The 12,246-nt window shown below is 62.6% G+C and carries 12 protein-coding genes; all 12 read right to left on the reverse strand.

Annotated elements, in window-relative coordinates:
* Positions 1-43: 43 nt before the first annotated feature.
* The 12 genes from H9L15_RS16590 to H9L15_RS16645 all read right to left on the reverse strand — a co-directional run bounded on the left by H9L15_RS16590 (position 44) and on the right by H9L15_RS16645 (position 11,950).
* Complete coding sequence (locus H9L15_RS16590) at positions 44-1,762, reverse strand: hypothetical protein (protein WP_223276393.1); 1,719 nt, start codon at positions 1,760-1,762, stop codon at positions 44-46.
* Positions 1,759-2,976: an N-6 DNA methylase gene (locus H9L15_RS16595; protein ID WP_223276394.1), complete on the reverse strand. Its 1,218-nt coding sequence runs from the start codon at positions 2,974-2,976 to the stop codon at positions 1,759-1,761. Before H9L15_RS16595 ends, H9L15_RS16590 begins: the two co-directional genes overlap by 4 nt.
* Positions 2,871-4,025: a hypothetical protein gene (locus H9L15_RS16600; RefSeq protein ID WP_223276395.1), complete on the reverse strand. Its 1,155-nt coding sequence runs from the start codon at positions 4,023-4,025 to the stop codon at positions 2,871-2,873. The genes H9L15_RS16595 and H9L15_RS16600 overlap by 106 nt, the downstream gene beginning before the upstream one ends.
* Complete coding sequence (locus H9L15_RS16605; protein WP_223276396.1) at positions 4,025-4,522, reverse strand: hypothetical protein; 498 nt, start codon at positions 4,520-4,522, stop codon at positions 4,025-4,027. Before H9L15_RS16605 ends, H9L15_RS16600 begins: the two co-directional genes overlap by 1 nt.
* An 80-nt stretch (positions 4,523-4,602) precedes the next feature.
* Entirely contained in the window at positions 4,603-5,625 is a 1,023-nt protein-coding gene (locus H9L15_RS16610; RefSeq protein WP_223276397.1) for a C-terminal helicase domain-containing protein, read from the reverse strand.
* A 62-nt stretch (positions 5,626-5,687) separates the two neighbouring features.
* Positions 5,688-6,314 carry a DEAD/DEAH box helicase family protein gene (locus tag H9L15_RS16615; RefSeq protein ID WP_223276609.1) on the reverse strand — a complete coding sequence of 209 codons (627 nt, stop codon included), beginning with the start codon at positions 6,312-6,314 and terminating at the stop codon, positions 5,688-5,690.
* Positions 6,200-6,829: a hypothetical protein gene (locus H9L15_RS16620; RefSeq protein ID WP_223276398.1), complete on the reverse strand. Its 630-nt coding sequence runs from the start codon at positions 6,827-6,829 to the stop codon at positions 6,200-6,202. The genes H9L15_RS16615 and H9L15_RS16620 overlap by 115 nt, the downstream gene beginning before the upstream one ends.
* A 139-nt stretch (positions 6,830-6,968) precedes the next feature.
* Positions 6,969-8,708 (reverse strand): DUF1998 domain-containing protein, encoded by a 1,740-nt coding sequence (locus tag H9L15_RS16625; RefSeq protein ID WP_223276399.1) that lies wholly within the window; start codon positions 8,706-8,708, stop codon positions 6,969-6,971.
* Between the two features lie 32 nt (positions 8,709-8,740).
* A complete protein-coding gene (locus tag H9L15_RS16630; protein WP_262984868.1) occupies positions 8,741-8,899 on the reverse strand; it encodes a hypothetical protein in 159 nt (52 codons plus the stop codon).
* Positions 8,896-9,297, reverse strand: a complete 402-nt coding sequence (locus H9L15_RS16635; protein ID WP_223276735.1) for a hypothetical protein — start codon at positions 9,295-9,297, stop codon at positions 8,896-8,898. Before H9L15_RS16635 ends, H9L15_RS16630 begins: the two co-directional genes overlap by 4 nt.
* A gap of 8 nt (positions 9,298-9,305) precedes the next feature.
* Complete coding sequence (locus H9L15_RS16640; RefSeq protein ID WP_223276401.1) at positions 9,306-10,157, reverse strand: hypothetical protein; 852 nt, start codon at positions 10,155-10,157, stop codon at positions 9,306-9,308.
* Positions 10,154-11,950 carry a DEAD/DEAH box helicase gene (locus H9L15_RS16645; RefSeq protein ID WP_223276402.1) on the reverse strand — a complete coding sequence of 599 codons (1,797 nt, stop codon included), beginning with the start codon at positions 11,948-11,950 and terminating at the stop codon, positions 10,154-10,156. The genes H9L15_RS16640 and H9L15_RS16645 overlap by 4 nt, the downstream gene beginning before the upstream one ends.
* Positions 11,951-12,246 lie beyond the last annotated feature (296 nt).

Raw genomic sequence — 12,246 nt, forward strand, 5'->3', positions numbered from 1 at the left:
TTGTCCCTCAGTGCCCATTCGCGCTTGATGATGTCACCGCCGCTTAACGATACCCATCCGTCCGTGGGCGCATGCCCTCGGCAATCAGGTTGTCGTAGGCGGCAAGCACCAGCCGGCGCGTGCGGTATTCGCCGAACTGGCGCTTTTCATTGTTCTGGAGGACGCGGAAAGTTTCGCTGGGGTAGTCGGCGCCCATTACGTCCTTCGGATCGAGCACGTAGCGCAGCTCTTCGCGGGTGAGGCCGTAGGCGAGGCCATACCAGGCGTCGAGCTCGGCGCGAAGCTGCGCGCGGCGTGGTTCATCCCAGGAGAACGGCGGGCCCTCACGGCCGAGGTCGCGGGCGAAGGGGGCCATGCTGTGGCTGGTGTAGGTCAGTTCCAGCACGCGGGTGACGATAAAGGCGAGGTCGGATTCGCTGTAGGCGGACGGCGGAAGAATGGGAAATTGGTTCAAATAGCCGTAGGTGAGGTGGTTACCCCCAACCTTCTGCCGAGCCACGAAATCGAGGGGCATTGAGGACAGATTGGCTTGAAGCGCCGCACATTGGCTCGGCTCAACATCAAAAAGGAATAACGGCATCGTGTGCCCCACGCCCGCCCTCGGTAACGCGGCGGCAATTGTTGTTCGCAACACGTGAGCGCTCGTGACATCACGCCAGCCTAGAAGCCAATCACGCTTCCAACCCTTCGATTGCAGTCGATCGTCAACCTCTCTTTTGGGCACCCAATAACGAGGGCTTGGGTCAAACTCATCGTCTTCCTTCTCGGCCTGCGTAACGTCCCTGCTCTCGGAGCCTTCGAAGGTCGCCCAGCGATGATCGAACTGGTGGATCATCTTTGCTTCGTAGAGCGGAACGTAACGCTCGCGCTCGTCCTCATCGGAGGTATCCATCTCCACAGTTAGCGGGGCGCGTGGATCGGCGTGATTGATCTTGATCCAGTCGGTGCCATCGCGAATCCAATTGTCATGTTCCAATTGCTCGGCGGTTCGGAACAGGCCGCTGTCGCTGGTCATGTTGAAGAGTCCTTGACGGAACTCCACGCCCCACGGGTTGGCTTCCGGCCCTGTGCCCTCATGGATCAGCACCGGCACACGGTTGTAGATGCGCGCAGTCAGCTCAGCGTCGTTCCGAGCGCGGAAAACCGGAGCGGTCCTGGTATTTGGATTGATCGCGGCAATCTCGCTGGGGGCGAGCAGGAAACGGCGGCGAGCGTCCTCCAGTCCCTCAACCTGCCGAAGAAAGAAAGCAAATTCTGCGCCTTCAGTATTGGACCCCAGCGTGAGCAACGCAAACCGAGTAGAATGATGGACACTCGGGAAAATAAACTCCTCGTTCTCAAAAGAATGAAGAGAAACAAGACGCTGACAGTCTACCAAATGGCCGAAGAATGGAGCTGTGGTGGCGTCGGTGGCGATGCCGGTGGGCACGATCAAGCCCGCTCGTCCGCCTTCGCGGGTCAGATTGAGGAAGTGTTCGGCGAACAATCCGTAAGTGTTCACCTTGCCGCGCGCGGTCAGGTCGAAACGACCACTAGCACGCGCGAACTCATTCATCGCATCGAACGTGCGCTTGTCGCGGGCAAACTCATCGAAAATCTCCGGGTGCTCGGTTTCGAGCGCGGCAATCGCCGCCTTCCGCGCCGCGCCCTTCATCTCCGCGATCTCGGGCACGCGGCTTTCGAAATATTCCTGCTCGCCTAGCTGGACGACTTCCCACGGCGGATTACCGAGCACGAGATCGAACCCGCCGCGCTCGATCACGATGTCAGGGAATGCCAACGGCCAATGCAGCGGCCGAGCAGCTTCGGCGGCATCGATCGCGGCGGCTTCCATCGGCCCATAATTGGTCCCACCGGCCAGCTTGCGACGCACGTCCGCCGTAGTCGGCACCATATCACGCCCGCGCACATCGGGCACCTCGGTCTTGGGTAGCAGGAACGCAGCGATGTAGAGATCGCAGGCAACCTTGGTGGCGTAGCGCGCCGGATCGTGCCGCCACGCCTCGAATCGGCGCTTTTTCTCCTCGACTTGCCCGACGGTGTCCTCGGGCATGCGCTTGATGATGGCAAGGTTAGCCGCCAGTTTCTTGGGTGGCATGGCTCCGCCGCCGCTGTGAAAATCGAAGGCGCCCTGGCCCTTCTTCGCGTCCTTATTGAGCTTGCCATAATATTTGGCCGCTTCCTTGCTGTCTCCGCTGAGCGGCTTGTAGGCTTCGTCTGGGATGCCTTCTTCAAGCGCGCCGAGATCGAACACCCCAGCAGCGCGTCGCCACAGCGGATGTTGGCGTCGAGAAAGCCGAGCGGCTGGCCGGGGCTGACGCTCTCGATCCACAGCGCGACCTTCGCCAGCTCGACCGCCATCGGATTACGGTCGGTGCCGTGGATGCAACGGCTGACCACATCGCGCAGCGCGGCCTGCTTCTCCTCCTTGCCGGCATCGGGATTGCGCCACAGCGCCACCCGGTCCGCCATCCGACGCGCGGCACCGAGTAGAAAGTGGCCGGAGCCGCAAGCCGGGTCGATCACACGCAGGTCGAGGACGGCGGCGGCTCTGTCCTGGCTCGTCTCGGCGTTCGCCTCGGCCTTCTCCAGCACCGGATCGAGCGCTGAACCGAGCAGTGTCTCCACGAGGCTATCGGGTGTGTAGTAGCTGCCGCTGATCTTGCGCGCGTTGCCCTTGCCGGTGCCGAGCACGAACTCGCCGTTTGGAGCGAGGCTGGGCCGAATCTCGAGCAGGCTTTCGTAAACGCTACCCAGCTCCTCTGTCTTCATGTCGCGCCAGTTGATGCGATGCAGGCCGCCGTCAACACGGATGAAGCCGAGGTTGAACAGCGCCTCGAGGAAATGGCGATTGGAGATGCGCGCCTCGTTCAGAGTCGGCGTAGCGCCACGCGCGAACAGCCCACCGAGTGCGGGAGGCCGAGCGCCGCCTCCCCGTGCTCCAAGGCGGCGAGCGCAATTTTCATGCCTTCCCAAGCGTCGTGGTGATGATCGCGCGCGACCCGGCGGCGCGATCGCTCACGCCAGAAGGTGAACGAGTAGTTCCCCGCATAGAGCGCGCGCACTCGTTGCGACACGTTACGTGGATGCAGCAGGTCCCGATCCTCAGCCACCGCCAAGAAGATCAGCCGATACACGGTGCGCAGCAACTCCTCGAACAGAGCCGTCAGCGAGAGCTCGTTCTCGACAATGCGTCGGCGAATGTCAGGATTGGCTTCGACCAAACCTTGGCCAAGTTGGCGAAGGGCTTCCTCGACTCCCTCCCGCAGGCGTTCGCGAGCGGCGGTGCCCTGTTTCAGCCCTTCCTCGCGCCACTGTTCGAGCGCGCAGTCTGAGGCCGCAGCGCCCTCGGCTCCGAACCGCGTGGCGTGCGTAAGCAACCACCAAGTAGTGAAGTCCGCAAACATCTCGTCTCGGAACATTGCTGCGAGATCCGCCTCGATCCATGCGGGCCGGGTGAGGCTTGCGTTGTCGCGCATCAGCCGCACGCGATCGCCGGCGAAAACGAGACCCCAGTAGAATTCCGGCTTGGCGTTCAGCCAGTCTTGGAGGAGCACGGTGGGGCTGCGGCGAGCGCGTCCGCCTTCACCGTCTCCAAACTCGGGCTGCGATTTAGCGAAAGCGTCTGCGCCGGGAACAGGAGCCGCGACCACGACTGGCACGCGCCCACCCTTCGCTTCCCATGCAATGCGAAACCGCCGGCTTCCCTCGTGGTGTTCGTGCGGGCCCGTCAGATCTGTGAACCCGAAGCATTGGATCAGAAGGTCGCGGGCAAACGCGGCGGTTTGAGTTACTGTGGGGCTTTCGATCCGGTCGAATTCGGACCAGAGCGCATGGCCGATGCTGTAATAGCGCGCGATCTCGTCGCGCAGCGTAGTGCCCTTGGGACAGGCGTAATCTGCAGCTCCTTTCGGGCCCATCTCAGCGGCAGCAATTTTGACGATCTGCTCAGGAGCAATCAGGCCGCCTTCTACTACGACGGCTTCAAGCGCTAGGGCGCCCGTGCGCGAACCGATGCGGACCATCAGTTCGCCTCTGGAACGAGCACGTAGAGGCCAATGACATCGGCCGGCAGGACTGGCGCGACCTCCGTCGTCGCACCCTCGCCGCGGGTAGCAGACTTCACCCTATCATGGTCCTCGCCGAGTTTCGCGGCGCGTTCATGCGCGTAGGAGGAGATCGCATCTTGGCATCCCGGTAAACGGTTGAGTGCTTCATTGACCTGCCTGGCGATAACCGGCGTAGCGACGTCGCCCGCGGCAGCCTGTTCGATCAAAGCCAGTGCCTCGGGACCAGTAGCAAGTGGGATGGTCTCTCCGCGCTCGAAGGCGACGGCGCTCGCTTCCTCCGCCAGCAGTGTCTTTCGCCCACTTGTCGTGAGAGTAAATCGCAGCCGCAGCAGAAGCACCGTGGTCAGCTTGTTGACTGCTGTGGAGCGCCACGCACCAGCTCGCCCCATAGGCTTGGCGCCGGTCACCCCGTCAGGATCGAGCGCACCCTCGCTAACGCTTTCGGCCAGCATCGACACAAGCGGATGCGTGCGGCCAACGTGGGTCGTGTCCGGCAAGGGGTCATCGTGAAATGATACCAGCCGCGTGCCGGTCAGACCGCGCGCCGCGAGCCGTTCCTGCAATTGCTGGGGCAGCTGGTCATAATGCACACGCCATGCGCTGCCTGCCTTACCCTCAACGTCGCCCATCGGCACGTCGATGCGGGCCAGAGCTCGACGGGTGAAGCGCTCCACTTGCTCCGGGCCACCGAGGAGGTCGCGCATCTTGTGCCATTCCGGCAGGACTTCTTGCGGCTGCAGCGCGGTCTGCGCGTAGCGCGTGCGGCTCTTCTTGGCGTTTGCCTCCGCATCGCGCCATTCGGCATCGAGCTGCGCCTCCGCATTGCCGAAGTCGAATGTGCCTTGCGCGCGGGGGCGCTAGAGCGGAGCAGCATCGCTTGCATCAACGCGTTCGTAACGCTGGCGGAATCCTCGGGGATCGGCACGGTGACGCCCGTCTCCCTCGCAATTCGCTCGGCTTTCTTGGTGATAACGTCGAGCACGGCACCGTCGATCATCGAGTTCTCGCCGAACATCATTACCGACCAGACCTCGCGCTCAGGCTGGCCGAAGCGGTCGACGCGCCCTTCTCGCTGCTGGTGACGGGTGGGATTCCAGTTAAGGTCGTAGTGGACCACGGCGTTGAACAGCGCCTGCAGGTTGATGCCTTCCGAAAGACAATCGGTGGCAACGAGGATACGGTGCGGATAGTCGGCCAGAGCTTCTACCCGCACGCGGCGTTCGTCGGGCGTTAGTCGGCCGGTGACGATCTCTATTGTATGCTTCTTGAATTGCTGTCGAAGTGCTTCGCCTACGGCCTCCGCGGTCGAGATAAAGCGACAGAAAACCACCGGCCTGGCGCCCTTAGCATCGAGGTCCTTGAGGTGCTGCACGAGCTTGCGCAGTTTGGGATCATCCAGGGGGCGCGCGGCCAGCGCTTCGGCCTGATCGATCAGCCTTTGCAGCGCCGCGGTTTCCTCTGCTTTCGGTGCCGTCGCCGGCTCGACATCGCTTTCGATGAGCTGACCGTCGTCCTCGTCTAGGATGGCCGTTTCGAGCGCGGCCTCGTCCGCCATGCCAACAAGCCTATTTCTGAGCGCGCTGATCGCCGCCGCAGGCGAGGAGCCGACGCAGCGCATCAGTGCCAGCGTGCCCAGAACGCGAGCCGCCTCGCACGTTCCCCGTCCGAGCGGGTGGCAACGCCGACGCAGTAATCGAGCACGTCTTCTTGGAACGTTTGAGACTCGCCGGAGAGAACGTAGGAAGCTGCTGAGGCCGGGAGCTTCATCGGCTTGGCGAAAGCACGCTCGGCGCCCCAGTTGTCCATGATGTCGGGCCGGCGGCGCTGGACGAAGTGCTGAGCAAGGCGGCGGCGATAGCGCTCCAGAGCGTTCGCATCCGGCGTATCGGGTTCGCTCGTCAGGTCTACGTGCAGCAGGCTCAGCAGGCGCGCGTAGGCGTCCTGGTTCCCACTGTGGGGTGTTGCGGTCAGCAGCAGCATGTGCCGGCTCTCGTCGTCAGCGAGCCGCTGCAGCAGCGCGAACCGTTGTTGTGTTCCGCACTCGTTTCCGCCCACGCAGGTGTGCGCCTCGTCGACGATGACCATGCCGGGACAGACGTCAGCGAAGCTGTCGCGGCGGGTGTCGGCCTTTATGTAGTCCAGGCTGACGACCGTATAGGGGTAGGCGGAAAATATGCTCTCTGAGAGGGCAAGGCCGCGCTCCAGCCCACGGGCGCGCGAGGACGTGACCGCGACGGCATCGATGTCGAACTTTTCCGCCAGCTCCCTGACCCACTGGTCAACCAAGTGCGGGGGCACAGCACGGTGAAGCGATCGACCTCGCCGCGGTCTATCATCTCCCGCACGATCATGCCGGCCTCGATCGTCTTGCCGATGCCGACATCGTCCGCGATCAGCAGCCGCTTCGTATCGAGGCGCAAAGCCATGAGCAGCGGCACGAGCTGATAGGCACGCGGCTCCACGCCCAAGTGCGCGGCGGAGCGGAATGGCCCCGCGCCGCGCCGGAGCGAGAGGCGCAACGCATCAGCGAGCAGGCGGGCAGCCTCCTGCGTGTCGAGGCTCTCCGCCGTTGGCGGAGCGAATGCCGTGCTGACGATCGGCTGGCGCTCGAGCAAGGGCGCGATGGTGATGGCGTCCTCTTCCGACCCTGAGAGCGGCCGCACCCGCAACAGCCCGTCGCGCTCCTGCTTGTCGAGCACGATCCAGTCCCGGCCGCGCGCTTTGACGAGATCGCCGCTCTGCAATTGCGCGAGGATCATGCATTCACTCCAAGCGCCAGTGCGAGTTCGGCAGGAATCGATTCTCCCGGCCTTTCGGGCAATTGAACGAGAACCCGCCCCATGTCCTCGCACCTCTGCGCTAAGCCGACTGGCGCTGACCCGACTGTCGCCATGACCATCAGATCCGGCCAGCACAGTGGATAGGTGCACCCTGCGATGGATTCAGTGGTGGGAGCCGGAGCGCCCCACTTCTCCAGCGCCTCCACCCAGCCCTCGCCACCCGCGGTTGCGCTTCGCCGCGCATCACCTCGCACCGCGTCAGACGATCTAGAAGCGATTGAACCTGGCCGTCGCTCCGCTCAATCAGCTCATGGTCGGGCTGGTTGTAGTAGGACAGTAGGCAGCGGTAGCAACCTTCCACGCAGGCATTGTCGCTGTCGTGCAGTGCGCCATCATCGTCGCGTTCGAGGTGAAGGAGATCAAGCGCCGTCGACGCCAACGTGCGCCAGCTGTCCGAGCCCGTCATCAGCCGCTTGAGCACGCCCGCGCCGCCCTCCGATGCCTCGTAAAGCAGGATCGCCTTGCGATTGTCCCGAGTAGGCAACGGCTCGCCAAGCAGTTCCCCGGTTTCCAGCACATGGACCGTCTCAATGGCGCGAACGAAGGCGTGCTGCAGGGTCGCCATCTGCACAGGACCGAAGCCAAGAGAGGGGCTGAACTGCACCAATAGTGCGTTCTTGGTATCCTCGACCATCGGCACGATGGACTGGCGGCGGGCGCTTTTCGGATCGGCGCCTTCCTCCTCGCCTGCCGCCTCGTTCTTCAGCCAGCGGCCGGTCAGGGTATCGATGTCAAAGCCGGTAATCTCTTGCGCCTTTCGACGCCGCAGCCCGAGATTAGCGCGGGCCAGCACAGTCTGCGGCCCATAGCGGAGCGTAACGATGGCGCCTTCGCCATCCCCCAGAACTAGCTCCTTCTGTCCGCCATCGGGCCAAGTGAAGATGGTGCGCACATCGAAACCGCGCCGTTGCCGATCCTCGTCATTCGCAGTGATCCGTGCGCCGGGAACGGCCTCGACGTTCTCGATGCGGTAAAGCTTCGAGAGGCGCCCCTCGCTCGTCAGCGGCGAAGCGCACACGGCGCAGCGTTCCTGCGTCTCGCCATCGTGGCCCGCGCCGCATTCGGTGCAGCACGTCAACGTCCGGGTAGCGAGATTCCCTTCCTGGTCGCGCGTGCCGGCGGGGAGTTTGGCACGGTTGCAGCGGTAGGCCTTCCCCTCGTGATAAACGAGGCTGTTCGGTCCGAACTCCGCGATCGCGAGGAAGCGCGGCCGTTGTAGGACAGTCGAGCCTTTTTCGGCATCTACGAACGCATAGAGCGGCAATCGTGGGAAGTTGTAGCCGGGCAGGAATCCCTCCGTGGCCAGGTAGCGGTATGAGTAAAAATCGGACCCGCTGCTGGCGCGACCGCTGTCTAGCAGTTCCAGCTGCTTGTTCGCCCGATGCTGGCGCGCTCCTGCCTCAGCCCGCTGCTCTTGGGAGAGACCCATCCGTCGGACAATCTCCTGAGCCGCCTCGAGCTCTTCCTGGGTCGATTCGCGAAGCTTCCTCCACCTGTCGAACGCTTCGTTGAATGCGCCTGCAGCTTCGAGCCAGAGGCGTTCCACGAACATCTCGACCGTGCCGAGACCTTCTGCAGCCAGAGCAAGGTCATCGACTGCTGCTCGAACCACCGCAATCGCACGCCTGCACGCAGTCTCGTCGGCACTCGCCTCAGAAGCCGCGGCGGCAAGTTCGGGCGACAAGGGTAACCCTTCGATCAGTTCAAGATTGGCGGGAATGGCGGCTTCGAGCGGCTTGACGCACGCAGCCAGCCATTCTGCCTGAACGTGCGCCGTGAGAAGGTCTGGGTTGGCCAAGTCGATCGCCGGCGGACGAACGACACCGGCAACTAGGTCACTGCGACGTTCGAAGTAGTATTGGTCGTGGGGCTCTGAGCGGCGCAATAGGTCACCACGAGGGCTGCCTGGCCGCTGCGCCCCGCACGACCGGCCCGCTGGACGTAGTTCGCCGGCGTAGGTGGAGCATTGCGCAAGTAGACGAAGTTCAATTGCGAGATGTCGACACCGAGTTCCATTGTAGGGGAGCAGAAAAGCACTGGCAGGAAGTCCTGCGGTTCCCCTCGTTGCGCATTTCGCCAACCTCCTTGGCGATCTGCGCGACGTCGGTGGGGCCGTAACGGAAGCGATTCTCGCGCCATTCCCGGACCTCGCTTTTGACCTGCGCTGTGTGCTCGCGCGCCTCAAAGCCGAACGGCAGCGCACCAGGATCGGCAAGCCGCATCGCGACATCCGAATAAAGCTGGGAGAAGAAGGCGTTCTCCTGTCCCCGTTTCGTATCACCCGTTCCCTTGTGAAGCCTCACAGCATCCGGTGCGAGGCGCCATCCGGTAAGATCCCGCGTCGAAAATTTACGAGCGATGTAGTGGCTCTCTGCCGCGAGCAGCATCGCCGCTATCAACGCCTCGCGGTCTGTGACCGATAGGCTGCCCGCCAGCTTGCCGATGTCGCGACCCAGCACACTCCGGCCGGTCGCCCGGATAACGTCTCGTTCCCCTTCTGGCGCGCGCTTCCTATGACTAGGGTGCCTGCTCGCGAGAGGCTCTCTCGCTCTTCCTTGCCGATAGCCCAAGGATCTTTGAGTAAGTGCCGCGAGCGTTCGGCGACTTGGTCGAGATCCGTGGCGTCCAGGGCGTCGACGGCAACAGCAAGTCCCTGTCGCATCGCGTCAAACAGGCGCGTGAATACCTTTTTCCTAACGTCGATCGTCAATTCGGAAAGTAAGGCGAAGCCCCTGCGCTCTGTATCGCTAAGATCACCCTGTAACCCCGCTCCAGCGCAAGCATCCTCGTCAGCCGCAAGTGATGCGGTCGCAGGATAAGCGACACAGATGAGCCCAAGTTGGTCGAGGTTGGGATTGGTGTAACGCCACCCGCGTCGCAGGTCGGTCCATAGCCGATGCGCCAATACCCGGTTCAACGTGCGTTTGGCGTCATCGAGTGCCGCAAAATCGCGTCGGCCGGTATCCTGCATCCACTCGGCCCGGCGCCGTTCGTTCTCCGGTTCGAAGCCAAGAGCCTTACGCAGGGCGTTACCGAACTCTTCGTGACTGAGCCCGTCCACGCCGGCTTCTTCCACCGCGCGCAGCATTGCGCCCCGTAGGAGTGTGACGAAAATGAAGTCGTTGAAGTGCCCAGCCTGGAGGGCCGCATCCTGCCGATTATCAGTGAACCCCAGCAGTTTTCGACGGTGTTCGTCCTCAGGCGCGCGGGCACGATCCATCCAGTCGAGCGCCGCGGTCGTAATCATCGTCGTGGCAGAGCTTCGGCCCTCGGACGAAAGCCCCGCGAGCTTGTTGATGTCTCGGGCCTGGGGGCTGGTTCGTAGCGACACTGCGGGCAGAAACGGAACTTGCCAGGGAAGAACCATGAGCGGAGCCCGATGCCCTCGCCCTTTTCGCGACCGTCCCGTGCGAGATGCATCAGGCGGCCCTCGTGCTTTCCACGATGGCTATTCCTCAGACGAGGACCTGAACTACCCTCTTCAAGCCAAGCATCGGGATAGTCCTCGACGTTGCCGGCGAAGGCGAGATCGCCTGCTGCGTCCGGCACGAGGAAGCCCGTCCAATTGCCGTCCAGGTCAGGTTCGTCTCGCGGAGTTGCGTCGATTGAGCGAGGAAGAACCTGCCCCTCGCTGTCAATCGACACACTGTGCACCTCCTGACCGCACTCGCGGCAGAAGAAAACAGGATAGAGTCGTGCATCCGGTGTATCACGATCAAACTTCTCGCCGGCAAGCGAGACAGTCCGCTTATCAACTGCCTCGAGTGTAGAGTGTGCATGGCCGGCGCCCGCAATGAAGCGGTGCAGCTTGAACGCCATGAACGCGGGATCCGGCGCGTTCCTGTTGTCACTCATGATCACGAGTTGCCGCATGAGCGCTTCGCGGCATGTCTTCTCGTCCAGGCCGGAATGTGCCCCCAGGTCTCGCGCGGCCTGGGTCAAGGTCATTGGTGGCCTACGCCTAACTGTTTCGCCCAGATGGAGTCCTACCTGCTCCTCAACCCAAATCGCCAACGGATCGGTTTCAAAGTCGGCGGGGCCCGTATTTTGAGATGGCTCCACTATGGCCCGGCGCAGCGCGTGAAGGTATTCTGCTTCATTCGTTGGCTTGATGGTGCGACGCTGGAGCGTCTCGGTAATGACATCGTCGGGTAGGACTGCGCTCCCGAACAAGCGGGTGCCTACTTCCGCGACCGCAAGGCGTCCGGCATCCTCGTCGCCGGACGCCATCGTCGCCGACGTGCCGACACACAGCATCTCAGGCGATCCCACGCGCTCGCGAACTCGCCGAACGAGCATCGCTACGTCAGCGCCTTGCCGGCCGCGGTAGGTATGCAGCTCGTCGAGCACGAGAAACTCTAGGCCACGCATGTTCTCGATGACGGCGCGGTCGAGATGGTCCTGCCGCGTCATCAGCAGTTCAAGCATCATAAAATTTGTGAGGATAATGTCTGGCTTTTCGGCCGCCGCTGCCCGGCGCTCGCTGTCCTGTTCCTGCCCGGTGTAACGTCGGAATGTAGGCCGCAACTCGTCGGGCAAACCGCACCCGCCGATGAACTTTTCTAGTTCTTCTCGCTGGGAGTTCGCCAGCGCGTTCATGGGATAAATAATGACAGCACGTGTGCGTTGAGGCTCACCTGCCCGCCGTGCTTTTAGGATGCGGTCGATGATGGGCACGAAAAAGCACAGCGACTTACCCGATCCAGTGCCCGTCGTGACGATGTAGTTCTTACCTTGCTGCGCCTTCGAGAGCGCCTGCTCCTGGTGCCGGTGCAAACGAATGGGCTTGCGAGGCTGGCCCGCGGCAAAAACCTGCGGCAGACCGGCATCAATGAAACCGTTGGCGGCGAGCGCTTCCAGCGTCTCTTGGGCCGGTCGAAAATTCGGATTCAAGCCGATCAAGGGCTCAGGCCAGAAGGCGTTGCTCGCGTAGATCCGGTCGATCTTGGCCTTCAGATCCTGTGCTCGGATCGATGTGAATGAGCGCGTGAAGTCTTGATAGCGCGCGACCAGCTTCTCATCGAGATCGAAGACATTCACGGCAGCTTTCCCACCAGCTCGAGTGCAGCCGAGAAGGAACGGCCCTCAAATTTGACCCGATTCTCAAGTGGCCGATTAGGCAGATGCTCAGCCGCGCGCACACCCTCGCCGCGCGGCATCAAGTCCAATGTGGGCAACCCTGCTCCCCGCTACGCTTCAACCCGAGCAAAGCGACAGTAGCCGGAGAACACCTGGTATCGCTAGCGGGAAGAAACACCGCTACCGAAGCCCGAACTCAAGTTCCTGACTGATCCTTTGAATGTCGGGGCATTCGCCGAGTGACCGTCCCGCGTTGC

Source organism: Sphingomonas daechungensis, assembly GCF_014489495.1.
GTDB lineage: Bacteria > Pseudomonadota > Alphaproteobacteria > Sphingomonadales > Sphingomonadaceae > Sphingomicrobium > Sphingomicrobium daechungense.